The organism is Haloarcula quadrata, from assembly GCF_003634715.1.
GTDB lineage: Archaea > Halobacteriota > Halobacteria > Halobacteriales > Haloarculaceae > Haloarcula > Haloarcula marismortui.
Genome location: NZ_RBWW01000001.1, coordinates 308,975 through 330,867, shown reverse-complemented (window position 1 = coordinate 330,867; position 21,893 = coordinate 308,975). Strand labels below are relative to the sequence as shown.

Sequence of the window (21,893 nt, the reverse complement as noted above, 5' to 3'; positions counted from 1 at the left end):
GTGAGCGCATAGCGCTCACCTCTCGCGGCAAAAACGTGGGCGAAAAACGCGCGAATCGCGGAGCGATTCGCGTGAAACCGCGCGCCGTCGGCGCGCGGTATGCTATGCGGTACGGCTTCCTCACCGCTCTGCTACTGCTACCGCACTGCTCCGCTCCTGCTACTGCCCCCGCTACCGCTCCACTGACCGCCCAGCCCCGTACGCAATCCGTCCTTCCAGTGAGAATCGAAGGACGGACCGGGAGCCGAGGTTGAGCGCGCGGAGCGTGTCGGCTCGCTCGTGGTCGCCCGGGTCCACGTCGATGCGGCTGCTCAGCGGCGCAGCCCCTAGTTTCCCCTGGAACTCGACCGGCGTCCGTTCCAGTCGTCCCTCCCGAACCGCGTAGCTCTCTATCTGCTCTCGGTGTTCCCCGGTCCGGGGCCAGTCGATGCTGACCGTCGCCACGCGGTCGCCGTCCTCGACGACCGTCGTCTCGCGGCGGGTCGCGTCGTCGTGGTGGCTGATGTCGGCGACTGTCTTCGGATAGCCCCAGATTTCGTCGCCGAGGGCGCGAGCGGGTTCAGTTGTCACCGGGAGCGACCAGACGTAGCCACCGATATCGCGGGTCAGCAGTGGCACCAGTGGTGGCTGCCACTCGTCCGCCGTTGCGCCAATCAGCACCGCGAACTCGTCGTAGGGGGCCATCGCGTCGTCGCCGATACGGTGATACTCGACACAGAGGAGCACGACTGCGGCCTGCCGGGCCGTTACTCGAACCGGTGTCAGTCCATCGGGCAGCAGCGACTCGGCAACGTCGTATCGCGCCGGGAGCACCGCGCCGGCAACCGTCGCCTCGGTGACCAGCGGCAGCGTCACTTCGTGGCCGGTCGAGAGCCGAACCCGGTCGCCGTCGGACAGGTGTATCATCGCCACCGCCCCAGAAGCGCGCTCGCTCGACCGAACCCACGGTGTATCGGGTCCTGCAGTCGCGCCGGGAGCCAGTGGGTCCATCGGACGAACGTGGCGAAGGCCCCGACAGGATAGCGGGCCTTCGGCGGGTCGTCGGTCGCTGCGGCGAGTACCGTCGCCGCGACGGCTTCTGGCGTTGTCGCCAGCGGTCCACCGGTGAGGACCCAGCCGTCCTCCAGCGCGTCGTACGTCCGGTCGTAGGTCGGCGTCCGGTCCGCATCACGCAGGCTCTCCAGCGCGCCATCGGCGAACCCCGTCTCGACCCACGCCGGTTCAACGAGCGAGATATGGATGTCGTCCGCGCCGGCCACCTCTATCCGAACTGCGTCAGAAAGCGATTCAACGGCGGCTTTCCCGGCTGAATACGCGCCGAGTCCGGGCGACGCGGTGTGGCCCAGGACGCTTGAGACGGTGATGATGCGCCCGCCGTGTTCGCGCATCTCGGGCAGCACTGCCTGTGCGAGTCGGTGTGGGCCGTGGACCAGCACGTCGAACTGCTCGCGAACGTCGTCGCTGGAAACATCCTCGACTGGGCCGGCGACCCCGTACCCGGCGTTGTTCACCAGACAGCCGAGTCGTCCCGCTTCCTCGATGATGTGGTCAACGACAGCCTCGACCTGCTCGCTGTCAGTTACGTCGAGTTCGAGACAGCGACAGCGCTCGCGGATATCCGCTGGAAACTCGGTCCGAACATCCGTCGCGTAGACGGTCCAGCCGTCGTCGGCGAACGCCCGCGCCGTCGCCGCTCCGATACCCGACGCTGCGCCGGTGAGCAGCACGACAGAAGCTCCTGTAGACATACAAACGAACCCAAGTCCAGAACTCAGTGGTCGAGACAGTAGTCGACGTAGTTCCGGAGGATGTGAAGCCCGGTTTCGCCCGACTTCTCCGGGTGGAACTGCGTCCCGAAGACGTTGCCGGCGTCGTTGGCAACAATCGATGCGAAGTCTGTCCCGTAGTCCGTCGTCGCCACCGTCGCGCTCTCGTCGTCAGGAACGGCGTAGTAGGAGTGGACGAAGTAGGCGTGTTCGCCGTCGACGGAACCACCGGTTCCATCTGCCCGTGGGGTCTTCGACCCCACGCTGTCGACGCCCTTGACGAGGGGATGGTCCCGCGTCACGTCAAGTTCGTTCCAGCCCATGTGTGGCACGGTCTGGTCGCGGCTGAACCGGACGTTCTTCCCCGGAATGAGGTCCAGCCCCTCGGCGTCGCCCTGTCCTTCGTGGTCGGCCTCCTCACTCGTCGTCAGGAGCATCTGCATCCCGAGACAGATTCCGAACAGGGGCTTCCCGGCCTCGGCCTGTTCGACCAGCGCCTCGCGGAACGGCCCAGCGTTGTCCATCCCTTCGGAGAAGGCTCCGACGCCGGGCAGGACGATGCCGTCAGCCGCGTCGAACTCTGCGGGGTCCTCCGAGAGCGAAACGTTCGCGCCGGCGCGTTCGAGCCCGCGCGTGACGCTCCGGAGGTTCCCCAGTCCGTAATCGACGACGACCACGTCCGCAGTCGTCTGTCTGACACTCATACCTTCTCGTAGGCGAACGGGGGGTAAGTGAGTTCCTGTTCGAACAAGCCTTCAGCACCGCCACTGTCAAGCGGGCGGTCTCGACCCCGCTCACACGTCCGGTCCTGAAAGAGTATCAAAGCTGAGAATAGGCCGGCCCAGTTTTATCCACCTACCGCATACAGCCGCTGATGATTGACCTTACAGAAGTCCTGTACGTCGACGGTAACGTTCTCATCGCTGAATTTCCCGAAGAGATGGAGATGACGGATGAGACGTTTGCGAAAGTCAACGAACGATTCGAAGAACTCGCCTCACAGCCGGCGGTCGATACGCACATCTCAAATCTCCAGATGGAGGCGTCACTGAACGACGACGTGTTCTCGCGAGCACAGGAGGCCGCGGAAGCGGGCAAGGAGTTCGGTATCACGGACTGGGTCATCGTCTCCGAGGGGATCAAGAAAATGGCGCTCAAGAGTCAGGTCGGCGAGATTCCGGGTGTTGACATTTCGCTGGTTGATACCAGAGCAGAAGCGATGGACATCGCAGCGAACTAGCGGTTCCGAGCGTACTATCCGACTTTTAAAACTCGCCGAGTCGTGACTGGCCGCTCTGGGCGTCGGTAAACTCCGCGGCAGTCGTCAGCGCCGCCTCGAACGTCTCTTTCTGGCTCGGGTCGTACAGCGTCGCCGCCGGGTGAACGGAGACGAGAACGCGCCGTGGCTGGCCGGCGATAGCCACGTCGAACACGTCGCCCGCTTCGCCGGTGACGGCGACATCACGCTCTAGCAGGTGCTCGGCCGGCACTTTCCCGAGCGTCACGACGACTTCGGGGTCAACACGGTCGATTTCCGTCTCCAGATAGTCGCGGCAGTTCGCGAGTTCACCGTTTCGGGGGTCGCGGTTGTCCGGCGGGCGACAGCGGACGCAGTTCGTGATGCGCACGTCGCCGCGGTCGAGGCCGGCATCGCGTAACCCAGCGTCGAGCACGTCGCCGCTCCGGCCGACGAACGGCTCGCCCTGTTCGTCCTCGTTCGCGCCGGGGGCTTCCCCGACGAACAGCAGGTCCGCGTCCGCGGGGCCGACGCCGTTGACGATGCGCGAGCGCGAGCCACAGAGGTCATCACAGCGCTCACAGCCGACGACATCGAGGCCGTCCATCTGCTCCATGCAGCGTCGTTTGCACCGAAGGCTCTCAAACGCAGCGGTCCGCCGGCAGGCACCCGACCGCGGACGCTGGCCGTGACTACCGCTTTACACCGGTTGCTTCGATCTGCACCGCCGCGTCGTTTGGCAGGCTTGCAACGCCGACGACGCTTCGTGACGGTCGCTGTCCGTCGAAAAACGCCGCGTACGCTTGCTTGACCGCTGGTAGCTGGTCCATCTCCGTGAGGTACACCGTCGTCCGCAGCAGGTCACGCGGTTCGAGACCGGATTCGGCAGCCATCGCTCGAATCTGGTCGAGTGCGGCCAGAGTCTGTTCCTGCACATCGCCGTTGCGAGCCGTGTCCGCGTCCGGAACTTGCCCGTCGAAGAATATGAGCTGGCTGTCCTGCTGGCGCTTGCCGTACACGCTGTGTTCTGTCGGCTGGTCGCCCTCGGACCGGGTCACGCTACTGTTGATATTCGTCTGCTCGTTCGTTTCTGCGGGGTCTACAGCATTCCTCGCCTGTGTCTTGCTCTCTGCCATTGTATTCGTACAAACACAGTGCCAGCTAATCAGGATATCTTTAGCTATTACTAACTGTAGACAATGATGAGGCAGTACTAGCTAGCAGGATGCTTTCGGGCCGCAGATATGACTTAGCAATAGACAACTTTTCGCTGTGGCTCCTGACAGCAATAACTCTGGCCTGTTCCACTGTCTTGACGACCAGTGTCACAGCGTCGCCGGTCGGCCGCTACCGCTGTCCGACTCACTCCATCTCGGCCAGTCCCCGCGCTGCCAGTCGGGCCACCCGGAGCGGTTCCGGACGGCCGCCTTCCGGCGTGAACGCCCGGACGACATCTGAGGTGGCGCTGTCGTCGATACCGACGCTCCGAACGTACACTGTCTCGTCGTTCACCGACACCGGTCGGCGCTCCGGCTGGGCACGGTAGGTCGCCAGCCGGTCCTGTACGACATCGGGATCGTCGAACGCCTCACGAATGGCCCCCTCGAGCCCCGGCGAGGATTCGAAGGTGACTGAGACGACTGGCAGGTCGGTGTGGTCGTGAATCCGGCGGAGGTCGAGGACGTTGAACCACGCCGGCGCGAGACCCGCCACCAGCAGGTAGCGGATGTCCTCGCGGTCCAGTCGGTCGACCATCGCACACACTGTCTCAGTGGCGTCGCTCCCGCCGACCGTGGCAGTACTGAAAACAAAGCCGTCGGCCACTCTACTGGCGCGGACGACAGCGCCAGCAAACTGACTGGTTTCCGCCCGGTACGACTCCGCGACGCCGAGGGCCCGTGCCCCTGCTTTCACGTGTTCTGGTTGTCTTTGATGTCTTCCAGTCTGTCGAGTAGTTCGTCGTTCGACGCGGTGAACTCGTACTCGATGTCGCCCTCGTGGGCGTTTTCTTCAGCATCGAGGCCGTCCTCGTCCTCGAAGTCTGTGTCGTACTCCTGATTGTCTTGTTCCGATTCGTCGTAGCTCCCGAACCCCATGGTACGTGTACAACTATGACGTTCACAGTAAAAAATCACTCGCCGACTCCAGCGTGTTAGCGCGTTAATACGATGTTCTTCGGTCTCACTCTCGGAACTGCTGTGGCGACCGGCGGCCGGGACAGTACACTCAAGCGGGCCGCGCCACAGGCTTCGTGTATGGACGTTCACAACGTCACCGCCGAAGCCGAGACGTTCACCTGCAACGCCTATCTCGCGACTGGCGAGCAGACGACGCTGGTCGATGCCGGCGCGATGCGCGGCGTCGTCGACGTCATTCGGGAGCACGTCGACGCGCTCGATGCCGTCGTGTTAACCCACCAGCACGGCGACCACGTCCAGCGACTTGATACCGTCCTCGACGCCTTCGACGCGCCGCTGTACGCCTACGGCTCCCATCCCCGTCGGGACCACGCACTCGCTGACGGCGACACGCTCACCGTCGGCGATGAAGAGTGTGAGGTCGTGTACACGCCGGGCCACGCCGATGACCACGTCTCGCTCGTCTCCCAGTCAGCCCTGTTCTCCGGCGACGTGGTCGTCCACGACGACGGCGCGTTCGACGACGGCTCCTTCGGCCGCACGGACCGCCCCGGCCAGTCCCGTGAGCGCCTCATCGAGAGCATCGAGCGTATTCTCGACCGAATGCCGGCAGGCGTCGAACACATGTACTCGGGTCACGGCGGCGTCTTCCACGGCGATGTCCGCGAGGTCGTCGAGCGCGCCCTCGAACGGGCCGAGCGCCGCGAGCCGAAGTATCCCGACGACTGACCACTCGAAACCGGCACAACGCTCTAGTGATAGGGCCGATATTCGACGCTATGAACCAGCGACTTCTGACGGGGGCGGCTCTGGCAGTCTCCGGCGTCGTACTGGCCGCGATGCAGGTATTTCACGCGGTCCAGCAGACCCGGATTCCGGTGGCGGTCGCGGTCGATGCGCTCCCCTTTGTGGCGATGGGCCTCGCGGTGACGTACGCGGGCGTCTGGCTCGCCCGCGACACGGCATTTGAGGGGGCCACGTCCCGAGTGGCCGCGTGGGCCGCCGGCGGAACTGTGACGTTCGCCGCCGTGGCGGCGCTCCTGTTGTTCAGTCAGCGCGTGACCTCTGGCTCACTCGCCCGAGCGTCGTACCTGACGGTTGACCTCGTTACTGTCGGCGCGCTGGCGGGCGTTCTGGTCGGCCTGTACGACGCCCGGAGCCGCAGTCGGCTCCGCGAACTGGCGGCCGAGCGCGACCGCGTCGAGGCTTTCGCCGGGAAGGCGGCCGACGTGAACAACTACGGGCGCGCCATCGCCAGCGCCCCCAGCGTCGACGGCGTCGCTGCCTTCGTTGTTGAGGCCTTCGGCACGATGACCGGCATGGAGGAGACAGCCGTCATCCAGCTCAGGGACGGCGATGCGGTGGCGCTCGCGAACACGGTTCGGACCGTCCCAGTCGACGTCGTCGCCGAGTTCGCGCAGGCCGTCCGGGCACAGGAACAGGGAGCGGTCATCGTTCACGACCGGCCGTTCCCCGTCGACATCCCCGAGTCAGTCACCGATTGCGTGTCGGCAGTGGTTCTGGACGATGAAGACGAGACGACAGTCGTCATCTCGGTTACGACGGACGAGACGACTGTCGGTGAAGAAGACCAGAAGCTGCTGGAGCTTCTCGTCTCACACGCGTCGGTTCGCATGGCGACGCTCAACCGGCAGTCAGCGGATGAAGAACTCACTGGGCAGTAGCCGAGTGGTGACGAACTGCCACCGGATGTCGGTGGCAACTGACCCGAAAATCAGGCGCTGCGGGTTTCTTTCGCCTTCGGACGCAGGTTGCCGTAGCCACATTTCCGGCACTGCTGGGCGCGCTGTGGGTTCCGAGCGTTACACCGCATGCAGATCTGCTTGTTGAGGAGTCGGTCGGACGCTGTCTCGAAGCTAGCCATGCGCGGTCATTCCCGGTGCGCGCGTTTAAGCTTTGAGTTTCGGTCCGGGACCGATTCAGCGTGGAACGACGGTGAAAGACAGGGAGACACCTCCCAGTCGTCGCCGGCTTTAGATGCCCGAGCGACGAAGCCGGAGTATGTACGATCAGGTCGCAGACCTACCGGTCACCATCGAGAGCTGTTCGTTCGAGCGTCGAGAACGGGCGACCTCCAGCGGATTCGACCGAGTGACGACGGTCATCCACCTTTCCGGTGAGGGTGAGACCGGCAGCGGCGAGGACGTGACGTACACAGCCGAAGCCCACGACGCGCTACAGGACAGCGATGCGTTGCCGGGCGAGGACTCCCCGCTGGCCGGCGAGTACACCGTTGATTCGTTTTCGGCGACGCTGGAAGCGACCGATTTGTGGCCCGAGCCCCCCGACGAGGAGCGGTTCCGTCACTACCGCCGCTGGGGGTTCGAGAGCGCGGCGCTTGACCTGGCGCTGCAGCAGGATGACACGGACCTCGGGGCAGCACTCGGCCGACAGTACGACCCAGTGAACTTCGTCGTCTCGACGCGACTCTCGAACGCGGCCGACGATACGCCACCGACGGCTGACAGATTGGCGATGCTGTGTGAGCGCTACGGCGACCTGTCGTTCAAACTCGACCCGACGCCGTCTTGGAGTGACGCCCTTGTCGACCAGCTGGCGGACTACGACGTTCGCGTGCTGGACCTGAAAGGGCTGTACGAGGGGACAGATGTCGATGTCGCGGCCGACCCGGAGTTCTACCGTCGTGTCGTCGACGGCCTCCCGGACGCGCTGGTTGAGGACCCCGACCTGACCGAGACGACCCGACCCATCTTCGACGGTCAGGAGGCCCGTGTCACCTGGGACGTACCTATCACCGGCGTTGAAAGCATCGAGTCGCTGCCCTTCGAACCGGCGTGGCTCAATATGAAACCATCCCGTTGCGGGACCGTCGAGTCCGTGCTTGCGACTATCAACTACTGCGAGGCACACGGTATCGACCTGTACGGCGGCGGGCAGTTCGAACTCGGTGTCGGCCGCGACCATATCCAGGCGCTAGCGTCGCTGTGCTATCCTGATGGGCCAAACGACGTTGCGCCCGGCGGGTATAACGACCCCGACCCCGACGCGGACCTGCCGACGAGTCCGCTCACCCCTCCCGACGCGCCAGCCGGTATCGGCACCAGCTTCTCGTAAGCGGCCTTAAATATGAAGCCGAAGCTACATTATTGTTGGAGAGCTAACTATTGTCATGCGGTGTCAAGCCTGCGGAGAACGCATCGAAGATGTACTGGAGGCACACGCACGGCGGGCCTGTCCACACTGTGATGCGCCGCTCCTCGAAAAGCCAGCAACGCCCCGATGACTACTCCTCGGCGAGATAGTCGTCCTGTACGTCGATGACGTCGCTCGAATCCTCGCAGTTCGCGTACCGTTCCAGTGGTTCCTCGTTCAGTTCCAGAAACGTGTGGCCCCAGGAGAACGTCGAGAGAATCCGCTCGGCGTGGTCGTGCTCCCCGAGAATGGCGAGCGCACCCGCGAAGGCTTCGACGGTATTGAGCTGAAAGGCCGTGCCGTAGTTGACCGGGTTGCCGGCGACGAGGAAGGGGAGCGAGCGGTGCACCCCTTCGAGGCCGAACGCCTCCCGTTCGGCGGTCTCCCAGGAACAGTCGAGTGCAACCAGACGGCTGTGGCGAGCGCCGTCGCCGGCGGTCGGTCGGTCCGCCGGAGACAGCGCCTGCTCGGCGAAGGGGTTGAGCACGATGCCGGGCGGCGTCGACCGCGTCGCGCGGTGGAGTTCGGCCTCGTCCATCCGGGCCAGTTTCCGTGCGCTACATTTATCGGGGTCGTCGTCACCCTCGTACCGGACGTGCAGTTCCACACCAGCGCTACTACGCTGGCGAATAAAAGCGACTCGTTCAGTGACACTGTGCAAACACTGTTATAGCCGGAATTGGTTGTACAACGTGTGCTTTCAGAGGGGACGGCGGCACCACTGTTCGAACTGCCGGCGCTCGTCGATGGCGACTGCCAGCGAGTCGAACTATCCGACTATCTTGGCGAGGACGTGGTCATCCTTGCGTTCTATCCGGCGGATTTCAATCCGGCCTGTGACGACACGTCCTGTGATCTGGACGAACTCGACCTCTTTACGATGCAGAAGGACGTGACGATCCTGGGCATCAGCCCGGATTCGGTGTATAGCCACCGGGCCTTCGCCGACCGCTACGGCCTGAAAGTCCCGCTCCTGTCCGACACTGACCACGATGTCGCCCGTGAGTACGGACTCGACTTTATCGACGATATCGGCCAGCAACTGATCGAGCGCGCTGTCGTCGTCATCGACCACGACGGCGACGTGCAGTACGCCTGGAGTACCGACAACCTCCAGCAACTCCCTCGTGTCGGGGAAATCAAGGACGCTATCGCCGACACCGGTGGCGACGACACCGCGTTCGCCCGCTACCGCGTCGGCCACGCCCACTACACTGAGGGACGGCGCGCGTTCACGTCGGCGATGGGGGCCTTCCGGGAGTCGGAGTGGATGGTCGCACAGGGCGACTTCCAGCAGGCACGCGAGGAGTTCGCCGACGCCGAAGACCACTTCGACACCGCTGTCCGGTTCGTCGACGACGAGTCCCTGAAACCGATCTACGAGGACACAAAGACGAAGGCGAACTCGCTGTGGCAGGCCAGCGACTGGCTCACACAGGCCGCCAGCGCCTACTCTAGCGGGAACGGAGCAGAGGGCCAGCAACTTCGGGACGACGCAGAGCGGCCGCTTGAAACCGCCCGCGGCTACGAGGAACCACCCGACCCCGACGGTCCGTGGCCGCCAGATCTGGAGACACTGAAAAAAGAGACGGACAACGACCGGCCGACGTTCCTCACACAGGACGAGACCGCTGTGGATACCTCGCTCGACGTAGACATCGACGCAGAAGTCGAACGGACAGACAACGAGCTGACGGAGACGGCGTCGTCGGCTACCGAGTCGCCGGAGTCGACGCCGTCATCTGAAGCCGCCGATGCGGCCGACGACATACGAGACACAGCCGACGAGCCGACGGCAGAATCGGCCGAGGGGACGACGACGGGGACAGCTACCCAGTCAACGAATCCGCCGACCGCAACCAACGACGCGACCGCTCACGCGGACCAGTCGACAGCGGCGGAACCCGATGCCTCGTCGGTTGACGATGCCTCACCGGAGTCGGCACCGACGCCTGACGGCGAGGGTGAGCTTTCGGATGTCGACGACGCTGATATCGAGGAGATTCAGGCCGAACTGGCCGCCAGCGAAGCTGAGAACGAGCCGACGGACCCGCTGGACGAGGCCCCGACCGCGATGGTTGAAGAGCCTCCCGACACGGTCGGCAGCGCGGACGACGACACCTCGACACAGGACGCGTCGGACGGCGAGCAGTCGACCCCCGACGCGTCATCGGACGCCGCCACTGACTCCGAGACGGAGACTGACGACGCAGTCGAACTGGATCTGGCCGACCCGATGGCCGACGGTGACGGCGGCGACACGGGAGAATCAACCGACCCCGAGCAAGCTGCCGATTCGGTCCCGGACGCGGCTGACGAGACATCCGACGCGGAGAGCGATAGAGACACGGGTGACGAACCCGAACCAGGCCCGTGACGCGACCTGCTCTCCGTCAGCGGACACGGGCCTACTACGACGCCATCGACGGCGACGACTACGACCAGTTGGCCTCGCTGCTCGCCCCGTCGTTCGTCCACGACCGCCCCGACCGGACCATCGAAGGCCGGGACCGGTTCGTACAGTTCATGCGTGAGGAACGACCCCAGACAGACACCACGCATCCGCTCGACGGCCTTTACTGTCGCCAGAAAGACAGCGCGGTTGAGCCGGCCGACAGCGACGACGCGACGACGGCGGCAGTCATTGCTCGCGGCCGCTTGCTCGATGCTGAAGGCGAGTGCATCGTCGGGTTCGTCGATGTGTTCACCTTCGCTGGGGACGACATCGAGCGAATAGAGACGTACACGCGCTGAATCCTGCCCGTCGCGGAGTTGCTATTTTACTGTCCGGGCAGCGACAGCTGAACGCCGTACATCGACCCGTCGGTCTCGGTCCCGACGAGCGTGTCCATGGTCCACGGCGTTTCGCTGACCGCGTCGCGGAACTCCGACGGCGTGACCAGCAACAGGTCGGTCCACGGGCCGGCCAGCCCGTCGTACTCGACGCGGAAGGTCCGGTAAGCGACACCGGGCTGGGTGCGGTGGGCCGCGTCAGTCTCCGGCTCTGCCCGGTCGAGCGTGTCCATGTCGGCGACGAGTCGGCCACCGGGCTGTGTCACCGCCGCCAGTTCGGTGAGCGTCGTCCGGAGGTCGGCCAGCGAACTGCCGAGGCCGAGTTGTTTGCCAAGGGCAACGACCGTCTCGAATCCGTTGCCCGGCGGCCGTCGGAGGTCGCCGACCACGGGACGCGTGACGCCGCGCTCGCGGGCAACCGCGACGGCTCCCGGACTCCGGTCGATGGCCAGCACGCTGTGGCCGCGCTCCTGTAGTGGAAGCGTGTGTCGCCCGACGCCACAGCCGGCGTCGAGGACACGGCCCGTCACCGTCGAGAACAGGTTCTGTTCGATGGGATGCCACGCCGATGGCGGCTCGAAGTAGCCCGAAAGATGTGCTTCAGTCAGATTGTCGTCGTCGCGGCGATAGCGGGGCCGTTCGGCGAGGTCCCCGCGGTGGAAGTCCAGTACCATCTGCCCGAAAGCGTCGTCCAGCATACTTCGGCGGTGCCGGCGAACGAATGTAATACTGTATTGAAATATGGTTTCGTGTAACACACCGCATACGGGAAAGCGGGACACCGGCCGAGCGCAACGGACCGCGGTGGCCTACTCTTTCTCGCCGGCTCCGACGGCGCTCTCACCGATTTTCTCGGAGCCCTCGATGACTTCCTGGCCGCCCATGTACGGGCGGAGCGGCTCGGGCACGGTGATGGTTCCGTCGTCGTTCTGGTAGTACTCCATGATGGCGACGAGGACACGCGGGACGGCGAGTCCGGAGCCGTTCAGCGTATGGAGGTAGTCGGCGGATTCGTGGCGTTCGGGGCGGTAGCGCAGGCCGGCGCGGCGCGCCTGGAAGTCCTCGAAGTTCGACACCGAGGAGACTTCGAGCCAGCGGCCGCCGCGGTCGGGACCGTCCTCCATGTCGTCGCCGGGTGCCCACACCTCGATGTCGTACTTTTTCGCCTGTGTAAAGCCCATGTCGCCGGTACACATGTCGAGCACGCGGTAGGGCAGTTCGAGGCGGTCGAGCACTTCGGCAGCCTCGTCAAGTAGGCTCTCAAGCCGGTCGTAGCTGTTCTCGGGCCGGACGAAGTTGACGAGTTCCACCTTGTGGAACTGGTGGACGCGGACGTACCCCCGCGTCTCGGTCCCGTGCTCGCCGGCCTCGCGGCGGAAGTTCGGCGAGAACGCCTGATGTTTGACCGGCAGGTCGTCATCAAGTAAAATTTCGCCGCGGTACATGTTGGTGACCGGCACTTCCGCCGTCGGGAGCAGCCACAGGTCATCGCTGTCGTAGTCGTCGTCCTGTCTGGCTCCGACGCGGTAGGCGTCCTCGTCGAACTTCGGAAGCTGGCCGGTCCCTTCCATCGAATCGGAGTTGACGGGAATCGGCGGGAGCACGTCGACGTACTCCTGTTCGCGGTGGACATCGAGCATGAACTGGATGAGTGCGTGCTCTAAGCGCGCGCCCTCGCCCTTGACGAACTGGTAGCCGCCGCCGGACACTTTCGCACCGCGCTCGAAGTCAAGCAGGTCCAGATCCTCGCCGAGGTCGTAGTGGGGCACCACTTCGTCGGGCAGGTCCCGGAGGTCGTCGAACCCTTCGCGGTAGCGCTCGACGTTATCGGCCTCGCCCTCGCCGGTCGGGACCGACTCGTGGGGAATGTTCGGCAGTTCTAGCAGCGCCTCTTCCAACTGGGACTCCAGTTCGTCGGCGCGCTCCTCGATATCCTGCAGTTCGTCTTTGAGTTCCTGCGAGCGGTCGATGGCCTCCTGTGCCTCCTCGTCCTTGCCGTCCTGCTTGAGCTCGCCGATCTTGCTCGACACCTCGTTGCGTTCCTGTCGGAGCCCGTCGCCTTCGGCTTTCAGTTCCCGCCACTCCTCGTCTATGTCGAGGATTTCGTCGAGGTCGACGCCCGTGACGCCCTTCCGCTCGATAGCGTCACGGACCGTCTCGGGGTGCTCCCGGACGAACTGTCTCGATAACATGGCCGACGGTTCTCGACGGCAGAAATTAGTCGTGTCGGTCCCGCGGTGGGGCTGGCCCTGCCCGCCGACCCCTCCGTCGCCCTATGCCTCGCCGCCGACCTTGACGGCCAGCACCGGCACCGGCGAGGCCCGAACGACCGACTCGGTGACGCTGCCGATGAGTTCCCGGGACGGCCCAGTCCGCCCCTCCGTCGCCATCACGATGACGTCGATGTCTTGGCGTTCGACGTACTCCACGACTTCCTCGTGGGGAACGCCCTGCTCGACCGCCGTTGTCACCGTGTCGATGCCGGCGTCTTCGGCCTGTGCCTGCAGGTCATCGACGGCCTGCTGCCCGGCGTCGGCGAGGCGGTCGAAGATGCTGCTGTCCTCGAACTCGGGAATCTGGTCGACTACCTGCTCGGTTTCGAGGACGTGCAGCGCGTACAGCCTCGCATCGTGGCGCTGTGCGAGGTCGATGGCGTGTTCGGCCGCGGTGGCGGACCCCTCGGAGCCGTCGGTCGGAACGAGTACGGCGTCGTACATACAGTGGTGTTTCTGATTCCGGGTAAATGGCTTTGCCCTTCCTTTTGCCTGACTGTCACGACAGCCACAGCATAACGGTTTTGCCCCCGCCGGTTCGGAGAGAGTGTATGGGAATCGGTGACGTTCACGAGGTGACGGTCGGGGACTGCATAGATGTCCACTACGTCGACGTCGGGATGTACGGCGTCGCCGAGTACGGGCCCGTCTACATAATCGACGCCGAGCGACCGGCGCTGGTCGACACCGGCACCGGCGCGCGACACGAAACCATCCTCTCGGCGATGGAGTCGGTCGGGATCGCGCCCGAGGATCTGGAAGTCATCGCGGCGACCCACGTCCATCTGGACCACGCCGGCGGAGCCGGCTACCTCGCCGAGGACTGCCCGAATGCGACGGTGTACGTCCACGAGTCAGGCAAGCGCCACCTCGTCGACCCCGAGCGGCTCTGGGAGGGGACCAAACACGCCGTCGGTGACCAGATCGAGTTCTACGGCAAGCCGATCCCGGTCGCCGAAGACCGTATCGAGACGCTAACTGACGGCGACGTGATCGATCTAGGTGGCCACTCCCTCGAAACTCTGCACGCGCCGGGCCATGCGCCACATCAGGTCGTCTTCTACGACCCTGCCATCGACGGTGTGTTCACCGCCGACGCCGCCGGCATCTACAACCCGTCGACCGACGAGATGCACGTCACGACCCCGCCGGTCAACTTCACGCTCGACCAGGCGCTCGACGACGTGGCGATGATACAGGACCTCGACCCGGACATCCTCATGTTCGGCCACTTCGGTGCCGTCGAAACCGGCGATAAGCTGGAAACATACACCGAGATACTACCTGAATGGGTCGCCGAGGTCGAGCGAAAACGCGAGGAACTGGACGACGACGAGGCGGTCATCGATTACTTCGTCGAGCGGGCCGACACCGATACCTGGGGCGAGCGAAAGGGCCGCGCCGAGATGCGCCTGAACGTCCGCGGCGTCCTCGTGGCGCTCGATAACCGGGACGAATAGCCAAACGTCACAGAGGCCTGACACTGCGGTCCCAATGGAGCCCCCGTGTGCCGGTGAGTGAATGCGTTTATACGAGGGCGATGCGTTAGGCTGGACAGATGGAGGCCAACTGTGGCTGGTAGTTCGGGGCTACTAATTCCGCTTGTCGCCGGTATCATCGGGCTCGGCGTTCTTGCACAGGTCCTCGCAGCACGACTGCGGGTGCCCAGTATCATCTTCTACCTGCTGGTCGGTGTCATCATCGGCCAGCCCGGACTGAACATCATCGGTGACGGCACCTTCGGCGGAGCGCTGTCGGCAATCGTCGGCTTAGCGGTCGCAATCATCGTTTTCGAGGGGGCCTATCACCTCCGATTCGACCGGCTACGCGAGGCTCCGGCCGCGACGTTCAGACTCGTTACCGTCGGTGCGGCTATCGCACTCGTGGGCACCGCTATCGCCGTTAAGTTCGCGTTCAGCTCCGCGGCCGTCTCCTGGAACCTCGCGTTCCTGATCGGTGCGCTGCTGGTCGCGACCGGGCCGACCGTCATCACGCCAATCCTCAATGTCGTTCCGGTTCGAGACCGCGTTGCCGCCGCGCTGGAGACGGAGGGGATTGTCAACGACGTGACCGCGGCTATCATCGCCGTCGTCATCTTCGAGACGGTCAATCCAGTGGCGTCGAGCGAGGGACTGTTGCGGGCGTTCGCACTCCGGTTGGGAACGGGCCTGCTCGTCGGCCTCATCGTCGCCGGTGTGTTGTACTACCTCCTCCAGTACGTCGACCTCTCGCCCGGTGACGCACCGCGGAACTCCCGACTGCTCGTGCTCGCCGGGGCGCTCATCGCCTACGCGGGCGCGAACACGATAGCGACCGAGGCCGGTGTCGCCGCCGCCGCCACGGCGGGGATGGCGCTCGGGAATGTCGACCACCCGTACGAGGAGGACATCGAGGAGTTCAAAGGCGATATTACGCTGCTGGTGCTGTCGTTCGTGTTTATCGCACTGGCGGCGCAACTGGAACCCGCCTCGCTCATTGATGTCGGGCTAGCGGGCATCATCGTCGTCCTCGCCGTCGCCTTGTTCATCCGGCCGTTGCTGGTGTTCGTCTCGACCGTCGGTGACAGATTCACCACCAACGAGAAGCTGTTCGTCAGCTTTGTCGGGCCGCGTGGTATTATTCCGGCGTCTGTTGCCACGCTGTTTGCCGTCGAACTGAACGCCGCGGCCGAGGAGGTCACCGGGGCACAGGCTGAACTGCTGGGGACGCAGGCCGATATCCTGCTTGGCACTGTCTTTCTCGTTATCTTTGCGACCGCCCTGTTTGAGGGTGGGCTGGCGCGATACATCGCGGAAAAACTGGATGTGATACCAATGCGAGTCATCATTGTCGGCGGCGGACAGGTGGGCCGAGCGCTCGCCGCACGCCTCGAAGACCGGGGCGAAAACGTCGTCATCATCGAGCACGAGGAAGAGATCGTCGAACGAGCCCGTAACGACGGCTACGCCGTCGAGATCGGCGACGGCACCGACACCGACACGTTGCGGTCGGCCGGGGCTGAAAACGCCAAAACCGTCGTCGCGGCGACCGGTGACGACGACGCGAACCTGCTGGTGTCACAGCTAGCGAGTTCGAAGTTCGGCGTCGAGCGGGTCATCGCCCGCGCGAACAATCCGGACAATGTTGAGGCCTTCGAGGACCTCGGCGTTCGCACCATCTCCTCGGCGATGGCGACGGCCTGGGCCATCGACAACCAGATCGAGCGCCCCGCTATCGCCCACTGGATGACCGATGTCGGTCGGAGCGGCGATGTGCAGGAGGTCGAGGTCAAGAACCAGGAACTCATCGGGAAGCCGATCCGCGATGTCGGGCCGATGCTGCCCGACGCCTGTCTGGTCGCGCTCGTCAGCGGGGAACTCCACGAAAATGCCGAAGTACCCACAGCAGACTATATCCTTGAGGAAGGCGACATGGTGACCCTGCTGGGCCGTCGAGAGTCCGTGCGCGACGGGATGAAGATGGTCAGCGGCGACTAGTCGTCGGTAAGATGGGCACCGTCTGATTCGTCGACGCCTGCTGTCCACGGCGACTCACCGCGGTCGCCGTCAGTTTTGTACGTCCCGCGAGCGCTCGCGATGTGATGGCCATCGGTGTCGTACACTTCTGCATCGACGACTGAGACGCTCCCGCCGTTTCGGATCACCTCCGCCTCAGTCCGTAAATCGGCGGTCGCTGGTGCGAGGTAATCGATCCGCATGTCGACCGTTGGCGAGACGGTGCCGGACTGTGAGATGACGGCCGCCCCGCCGACGGTGTCGACGAGCGAGTACGTGACGCCGCCATGTGCGATTATCGATTCGGGGTTCGAGGAGTGGCCGTCCTCTAGCGGGAGTTCGCCCGCCGCATAGCCATCGTCGACGGCCGTTATTTCCATCCCTAACTGCTTGACAAACGGGATGTCGTTGAACATCGATTTGAGACTCATGGCTATCCCAACGGAATCGAGTCTGATAAGCCTCCGAGAACGCACAACAACGGGTCAGGCGTGGTCGGTTTCTTAGGACACGTCCCGGTTAGTCGCCTGCCACTGTTCCGTCCACGCTCTCGTCGCCCTCCGTGGCTTCTTCGGGGAGCAGATGCTCCGGACGACGCAAGTAGCTCGGTTTCTGTGCGAACGCTTCGATTCGCTCCCACTCCTCCGGTGTGATGTGACCGTCCATACAAAGTATGTGTTATTGACACTACTTTAACCCTTGCAATAAAACCTAAAATTAATTTATAGTGACTAGTCATCTACAATCCCGAACTGCCACTATCGCAGCGCGTACACCGAGAATGAGGATGCCGGTAGACTGTAGCGGCCTTGCTACCGGCCCCCGCTTCCTATCAGCACCCCTCTTTGCCCCCCTGATGACCTAATATGATTTTAGGCAGATATGTGGGTACTACTATATGTTTGCCGTAGCTACCGGATGCCATGCAACCACAGCGGGCGACGTACGTCAAGAAAGCCTGTGCCTACATCACCAGAAACGGGTCGGAACTGCTGGTGTTCGACGGGCCGGGTCACGACGGGCTACAGATACCGAAGGGAACCGTTGAACCAGGGGAAAAACCGCGGGTCGCCGTACAGCGAGAGGCTGTTGAGGAGAGTGGTCTCGCTTCATTCGAGCGCCTGCAACACATCGCCACCGACGTCTGGACGCGCCGCGAGTCGCCCCCGAAGCGGTACGTGCGGTCGTTCTACCACCTCCCCGTTCACGAGTCCCGGGACCACTGGGTCCACACCGTCACCGGGACGGGCGAGGAACGCGGCGCAGAGTTCGAGTTCTCGTGGGTCGACCTCCAGACCGATGCCACCTTCGCACTTGATCTTGACGACTATCTCCACTCCCTGACGAGTCCCGCTGAGGCGACGACAGCCGGCGATGTGGCTGCCGATTAACGACTTCTTCTCTCAAATATCGCTCGTGCAAGCGCCACAGCGGTCGCAAATGACGGATTCATAAGAACAGACTCGAAACCGACGGATTCGCAAACGTCGTGCTGGGGCAGAATACTGAAACCGCGCTGACAGCGGCTGCTCAGGGCAGTCGGAACTCGATAGCCGCGCCCTGACCGAAGCCGACACACTCTGTCGCCAGACCCAGCTCCGCGTCGCGGCGGTTCATTTCGTGGACGAGCGTCACTGGAAGGCGCGCGCCAGAGGCCCCGAGCGGGTGGCCGATGGCGATTGCGCCGCCGTTGACGTTGTAGATGTCGTCGTCGAAGCCGAGTTCGCGCTGGCAGTACAGACACTGGGAGGCGAAGGCCTCGTTGAGTTCCACGAGGTCGTAATCGTCCGTCTCGCGGTCCGTTCGTTCGGTGAGTTTGCGAACGGCGGGGACCGGACCGATACCCATCACAGTCGGGTCGACGCCGGCGACTTCGTGGGAGCCGATCTCCGCCAGCACGTCGAGTCCGCGGTCTTCCGCGAACTCACGGGAGGTGACCATCAGTCCCGCCGCGCCGTCGGAAACCTGCGAGGCGTTGCCGGGCGTGACCGTCCCGTCCGACTTGAACACCGTCGGTAGCTGGGACAGCTTTTCGAGCGTGGTGTCGGGGCGGATACCCTCGTCTGCGTCGAGCTGTCCGTCCTCGGTCTCGATCGGGACGATTTCGTCGTCGAAGCGACCGGACTCCGTCGCGTCGGCGGCGCGCTGGTGGCTCCGGAGCGCGTACTCGTCTTGCTCCTGCCGAGCGACCTCCATCTCGCTGGCGACCTTTTCGGCGGTCATCCCCATCTGGAGCTCGCCGATGTTGTACTGCTCGGCCAGCCGCGGATGGACGTTGTGGGTGTTTTCGTCCATCTGCACACGGGACATCGACTCCACACCGCCGGCGATGAGCACGTCGCGCTGGCCGGCCGCGATGGCGTCGGCGGCCCGCATCAGCGCTTCGGCGGAAGACGCACACCAGCGGTTAATCGTCGATGCGGGGACGCTCTCGCCGAGGTCCGACAACAGTGCGATGACCCGGGCCATGTTGTTGCCCTGTTCCCCGCGCTGCTGGGCACACCCCCACAGCAGGTCGTCGACGTCATCGGCCTCGACGCCGGTCGACGCGAGCAACTGGTTGATAAGCGGCACTGAGAGGTCTTCGCTCCGGACGCCGGCGAGTGCGCCGTCCTCCTTTCCCTGTGGCGTTCTGACTGCATCCACGATGACAGGTGTGGGCATGGACAACGGAACGTCTCGGCCTGTGTTAAATCCTGACAAACTCGACACAGTGGGGGAACCGTTGTCGGCCGACGGCCTGACCGCGGTCGAGCAGCCGTTTCACTCCCGCTCGAACCCCGGCGGGAGGCCGGCGTGTCTGAGCCCTTCCCGCTCGTCGATGTGGAACCGGTAGATGGTGACATCGTCGTCTTTGATTGCGTCCTCAAACACCTCCGGCCGCCACGCTCCGTCAAGCACCTCTGCAAGATCGGCCCACTCGGATTCGGGCACAGCTTCGATATCGCCCTGTAGCAGGACACTCTCCCAGTGGAACATCGATTCGACTTTGTACACGAGCACGGTCGCGTCCGCTGCCGCCTCGGTCAACCGTTGCTTGCGACTCGCCGACCCACCGATGAAGGTGAAATACAGCGAGCTGTCACCATCGTACCCGAACGACAGTGGAATCATGTACGGTCCGCTCTCGGTCGGCAGCCCCAGCACACCGACCCGCTGGTTCGACAGAAACGCCGCAATGTCGCTGTCGTCCATGTGCGTGAGTCCGGCCGCCTCGAGTGTGTCTATTGTCATATATGTGTAACTTCGATCGAAACCTGCTTAATTAATTCGGCTATTCCTCGATACAGAGAACTCCCCGTCAGGACATTCCCGGTCACCGCTACTCCTCCTGTGTTGCACCCGGAGCGTGGCGCTTGATCCGCTCGATGGCGGCCACGGCTTTGTTGCGTTCGGCGTACCCCTCACCGGAGTCAGCGATGATTTCGCCGTTGCGGTGTCGGAGCCGCCAGCGCCACTCCTCGCCTTTGTCCTCGTACACTTCGAACGCCGCGCTCCCGATAGCCAGCAAGTCGGCGTCGGCGGCGTAGGACTGGACCCGCTCGACGGCGTCCATCGCCTTCGACCGGTTCGCGTACCCCTCGCCGCTGTCGGCGATGAGTTCGCCGTTGTCGGCCCGCAGCCGCCAGCGCCACTCCTCGGCAGCGTCCTCATACACCTCGAAACGGTCATCGACCGCGGAGTCGGGTGCGAGTTCGCTGACTCGACGGGCCGCCCGCCGGGCGTTCGACCGGGAGCTGTATCCTTCGCCGCTGTCGGCGAGGATGTTACCGTTGCGGTGGAGCAAGCGCCAGCGGAACTCTCCGGCGGCGTCGGCGTACACCTCGTAGGCGACGGGGTCGACCCTGAGGTAGGCCGCGCCGGGAACGTGCGCGCGGACGCTCTGCAGCGCCCGTCGAACGTTGGACTTTGAGGCATACCCCTCGCCGCTGTCAGCGAGGATGTTGCCGTTGTCGTGGCGCAAGCGCCAGCGGAACTCCCCCGCCGAATCCTCGAACAGTTCGAACGTCGCGTCGCTCTCGGGGGCCGGCACGACCGGCACGTCCTCGGCGGTGTCGTCCTCCGTGGCGTCCTCGAAGAAGACGACGGCCACGCCGGCGGCGTTGGACTGAACGCTGCGAAGCCCCTGCATCGCTTTCTGGCGCGAGGAGTACCCCTGCGCGCTGTCGGCGATGACGTTCGAGTTTCGGTGGCGGAGCCGCCAGCGGTACTTCCCGGCGTTGTCCTCGTACAGTTCGAACGTCGCTTTGCTGTCCATCGCAGCCGCGATGGTGGCGTGGGCCGCGGCGAGTTCTGCCTCGCTAGCCTCGGTCACGGTCGCCAGTTCCTCGCGGGCGGCCTCGCTGGTCGCTAACTGCTCGGCCAGCCTGTTGCGCTCGCGGGTCGCTCGGTCGGCGGTCTGAGACTGCTGTGTCGCTTCCCGGGACGCCCGGTCGGCCTCCTGTGTGGCTTGCTCGGCCACTTCAGTTGCGTCCTCTGCCGTTTGAACGGCTTTATCGTACGCTTCTTTCCGTCCAGTCAGCAACGGCGAGACGACCGCCCCGACAGCCATCAGCCCGAGGCCGACGATATACAGCGTTACTGCCGGGTTCCCCTCCGGGCCGGTCCAGTTCGAGGGGTAGAACGTGGTGAACCACACCATCGCGACCAGTCCGACCACAGCCCCGAGGTATGTGACTATTAGCCCACGTCGTGTCAGCGGCAGTCTGATTGTCGGTCCCGCAAACAGCGATATGAGACCAATCGCACCGAGGAGATAGCCGAACTGTCGGGGCGTGCTCCGCGACGCTGTCAAATAAAACAGAAGCAGGCCGACGATTCCGAGTACGATGCCGATGACAAACAGCCAGTACCCGTAGGCCTCGTCGTCGGTCGTCGGCTCGCCGATGCGGCTCCGATACACTGCGAGTAATGTGTTATCAGCTGCCATGTTTGGAACACACAGAGGTGGTATATTACCTTGGTGTCGGCCATCGGGGCTTCGAGTGACTTATACCGGTTGCGTGGTAACATCAGTG

26 protein-coding genes are annotated in these 21,893 nt (G+C 64.1%); 9 read left to right on the top strand and 17 right to left on the bottom strand.

What is annotated here, in order from left to right; translation table 11 throughout:
* Positions 1-171: 171 nt before the first annotated feature.
* The 3 genes from BDK61_RS01735 to hisH are packed head-to-tail and all read right to left on the bottom strand — an operon-like array spanning position 172 to position 2,470.
* A complete protein-coding gene (locus BDK61_RS01735) occupies positions 172-906 on the bottom strand; it encodes an acetoacetate decarboxylase family protein (RefSeq protein ID WP_004960559.1) in 735 nt (244 codons plus the stop codon).
* Complete coding sequence (locus tag BDK61_RS01730; RefSeq protein ID WP_049919148.1) at positions 903-1,748, bottom strand: SDR family oxidoreductase; 846 nt, start codon at positions 1,746-1,748, stop codon at positions 903-905. Before BDK61_RS01730 ends, BDK61_RS01735 begins: the two co-directional genes overlap by 4 nt.
* A gap of 23 nt (positions 1,749-1,771) precedes the next feature.
* Positions 1,772-2,470: an imidazole glycerol phosphate synthase subunit HisH gene (gene hisH / locus BDK61_RS01725; protein WP_121302131.1), complete on the bottom strand. Its 699-nt coding sequence runs from the start codon at positions 2,468-2,470 to the stop codon at positions 1,772-1,774.
* A 170-nt stretch (positions 2,471-2,640) separates the two neighbouring features.
* Here hisH and BDK61_RS01720 point away from each other — a divergent pair, with 170 nt between their 5' ends.
* Positions 2,641-3,006 (top strand): hypothetical protein, encoded by a 366-nt coding sequence (locus BDK61_RS01720; RefSeq protein WP_004960550.1) that lies wholly within the window; start codon positions 2,641-2,643, stop codon positions 3,004-3,006.
* Positions 3,007-3,031: 25 nt separating this feature from the next.
* Here the strand turns inward: BDK61_RS01720 and BDK61_RS01715 are convergent, their stop codons facing one another.
* The 4 genes from BDK61_RS01715 to BDK61_RS01700 form a co-directional block, all read right to left on the bottom strand.
* Entirely contained in the window at positions 3,032-3,619 is a 588-nt protein-coding gene (locus tag BDK61_RS01715; protein WP_004960548.1) for a uracil-DNA glycosylase, read from the bottom strand.
* 76 nt (positions 3,620-3,695) lie between these two features.
* Positions 3,696-4,139 (bottom strand): RidA family protein, encoded by a 444-nt coding sequence (locus tag BDK61_RS01710; RefSeq protein ID WP_004960539.1) that lies wholly within the window; start codon positions 4,137-4,139, stop codon positions 3,696-3,698.
* Between the two features lie 226 nt (positions 4,140-4,365).
* On the bottom strand, positions 4,366-4,917 hold the full coding sequence (locus BDK61_RS01705; RefSeq protein ID WP_121302130.1) for an endonuclease dU: 552 nt from the start codon (positions 4,915-4,917) through the stop codon (positions 4,366-4,368).
* A complete protein-coding gene (locus BDK61_RS01700) occupies positions 4,914-5,099 on the bottom strand; it encodes a DUF5786 family protein (protein ID WP_004515979.1) in 186 nt (61 codons plus the stop codon). Before BDK61_RS01700 ends, BDK61_RS01705 begins: the two co-directional genes overlap by 4 nt.
* A 159-nt stretch (positions 5,100-5,258) precedes the next feature.
* Between BDK61_RS01700 and BDK61_RS01695 the strand changes: the two genes are divergently transcribed.
* Entirely contained in the window at positions 5,259-5,870 is a 612-nt protein-coding gene (locus BDK61_RS01695; RefSeq protein WP_121303882.1) for an MBL fold metallo-hydrolase, read from the top strand.
* A gap of 50 nt (positions 5,871-5,920) precedes the next feature.
* Positions 5,921-6,826 carry a hypothetical protein gene (locus BDK61_RS01690; RefSeq protein ID WP_121302129.1) on the top strand — a complete coding sequence of 302 codons (906 nt, stop codon included), beginning with the start codon at positions 5,921-5,923 and terminating at the stop codon, positions 6,824-6,826.
* Between the two features lie 50 nt (positions 6,827-6,876).
* Here BDK61_RS01690 and BDK61_RS01685 read toward each other — a convergent pair whose 3' ends face one another.
* Entirely contained in the window at positions 6,877-7,026 is a 150-nt protein-coding gene (locus BDK61_RS01685; RefSeq protein WP_004960523.1) for a 50S ribosomal protein L40e, read from the bottom strand.
* A gap of 137 nt (positions 7,027-7,163) precedes the next feature.
* On the opposite strand from BDK61_RS01685, the gene BDK61_RS01680 reads away from it, so the two are divergent.
* Positions 7,164-8,237 (top strand): enolase-like domain-containing protein, encoded by a 1,074-nt coding sequence (locus tag BDK61_RS01680; RefSeq protein WP_121302128.1) that lies wholly within the window; start codon positions 7,164-7,166, stop codon positions 8,235-8,237.
* 169 nt (positions 8,238-8,406) lie between these two features.
* On the opposite strand, the gene BDK61_RS01675 is transcribed toward BDK61_RS01680, so the two are convergent.
* A complete protein-coding gene (locus BDK61_RS01675) occupies positions 8,407-8,922 on the bottom strand; it encodes a DUF367 family protein (protein WP_121302127.1) in 516 nt (171 codons plus the stop codon).
* Between the two features lie 87 nt (positions 8,923-9,009).
* Between BDK61_RS01675 and BDK61_RS01670 the strand changes: the two genes are divergently transcribed.
* Both BDK61_RS01670 and BDK61_RS01665 read left to right on the top strand, forming a co-directional pair.
* The gene (locus tag BDK61_RS01670; RefSeq protein WP_121302126.1) at positions 9,010-10,692 is read left to right on the top strand and encodes a peroxiredoxin family protein; all 1,683 of its coding nucleotides are present in this window, start codon (positions 9,010-9,012) and stop codon (positions 10,690-10,692) included.
* Positions 10,689-11,069, top strand: coding sequence for a nuclear transport factor 2 family protein (locus BDK61_RS01665; protein WP_004960512.1), 381 nt, complete (start codon positions 10,689-10,691; stop codon positions 11,067-11,069). The genes BDK61_RS01670 and BDK61_RS01665 overlap by 4 nt, the downstream gene beginning before the upstream one ends.
* 26 nt (positions 11,070-11,095) lie before the next feature.
* Here the strand turns inward: BDK61_RS01665 and BDK61_RS01660 are convergent, their stop codons facing one another.
* From BDK61_RS01660 to BDK61_RS01650, 3 genes are all read right to left on the bottom strand, one after another.
* Entirely contained in the window at positions 11,096-11,806 is a 711-nt protein-coding gene (locus BDK61_RS01660) for a class I SAM-dependent DNA methyltransferase (RefSeq protein ID WP_121302125.1), read from the bottom strand.
* A 111-nt stretch (positions 11,807-11,917) separates the two neighbouring features.
* The gene (serS, locus tag BDK61_RS01655) at positions 11,918-13,300 is read right to left on the bottom strand and encodes a serine--tRNA ligase (protein ID WP_121302124.1); all 1,383 of its coding nucleotides are present in this window, start codon (positions 13,298-13,300) and stop codon (positions 11,918-11,920) included.
* Positions 13,301-13,381: 81 nt separating this feature from the next.
* Complete coding sequence (locus tag BDK61_RS01650; RefSeq protein WP_121302123.1) at positions 13,382-13,825, bottom strand: universal stress protein; 444 nt, start codon at positions 13,823-13,825, stop codon at positions 13,382-13,384.
* Between the two features lie 107 nt (positions 13,826-13,932).
* Between BDK61_RS01650 and BDK61_RS01645 the strand changes: the two genes are divergently transcribed.
* Together BDK61_RS01645 and BDK61_RS01640 are read left to right on the top strand one after the other, a co-directional pair.
* Positions 13,933-14,841: an MBL fold metallo-hydrolase gene (locus tag BDK61_RS01645; protein WP_121302122.1), complete on the top strand. Its 909-nt coding sequence runs from the start codon at positions 13,933-13,935 to the stop codon at positions 14,839-14,841.
* Between the two features lie 111 nt (positions 14,842-14,952).
* The gene (locus BDK61_RS01640) at positions 14,953-16,857 is read left to right on the top strand and encodes a cation:proton antiporter domain-containing protein (RefSeq protein ID WP_121302121.1); all 1,905 of its coding nucleotides are present in this window, start codon (positions 14,953-14,955) and stop codon (positions 16,855-16,857) included.
* Here the strand turns inward: BDK61_RS01640 and BDK61_RS01635 are convergent.
* Both BDK61_RS01635 and BDK61_RS23215 read right to left on the bottom strand, forming a co-directional pair.
* On the bottom strand, positions 16,854-17,306 hold the full coding sequence (locus BDK61_RS01635) for a PaaI family thioesterase (protein ID WP_004960489.1): 453 nt from the start codon (positions 17,304-17,306) through the stop codon (positions 16,854-16,856). The genes BDK61_RS01640 and BDK61_RS01635 overlap by 4 nt on opposite strands.
* 88 nt (positions 17,307-17,394) lie before the next feature.
* The gene (locus tag BDK61_RS23215) at positions 17,395-17,541 is read right to left on the bottom strand and encodes a hypothetical protein (RefSeq protein ID WP_007187853.1); all 147 of its coding nucleotides are present in this window, start codon (positions 17,539-17,541) and stop codon (positions 17,395-17,397) included.
* Positions 17,542-17,798: 257 nt separating this feature from the next.
* On the opposite strand from BDK61_RS23215, the gene BDK61_RS01630 reads away from it, so the two are divergent.
* Positions 17,799-18,266: an NUDIX hydrolase gene (locus tag BDK61_RS01630; RefSeq protein ID WP_004960485.1), complete on the top strand. Its 468-nt coding sequence runs from the start codon at positions 17,799-17,801 to the stop codon at positions 18,264-18,266.
* Positions 18,267-18,405: 139 nt separating this feature from the next.
* Here BDK61_RS01630 and BDK61_RS01625 read toward each other — a convergent pair whose 3' ends face one another.
* The 3 genes from BDK61_RS01625 to BDK61_RS01615 all read right to left on the bottom strand — a co-directional run bounded on the left by BDK61_RS01625 (position 18,406) and on the right by BDK61_RS01615 (position 21,805).
* The gene (locus tag BDK61_RS01625) at positions 18,406-19,539 is read right to left on the bottom strand and encodes a thiolase family protein (RefSeq protein WP_004960483.1); all 1,134 of its coding nucleotides are present in this window, start codon (positions 19,537-19,539) and stop codon (positions 18,406-18,408) included.
* A gap of 99 nt (positions 19,540-19,638) precedes the next feature.
* Positions 19,639-20,109 carry a pyridoxamine 5'-phosphate oxidase family protein gene (locus BDK61_RS01620; protein ID WP_004960480.1) on the bottom strand — a complete coding sequence of 157 codons (471 nt, stop codon included), beginning with the start codon at positions 20,107-20,109 and terminating at the stop codon, positions 19,639-19,641.
* Positions 20,110-20,197: 88 nt separating this feature from the next.
* On the bottom strand, positions 20,198-21,805 hold the full coding sequence (locus tag BDK61_RS01615) for a YegP family protein (RefSeq protein ID WP_121302120.1): 1,608 nt from the start codon (positions 21,803-21,805) through the stop codon (positions 20,198-20,200).
* Positions 21,806-21,893: the final 88 nt, after the last annotated feature.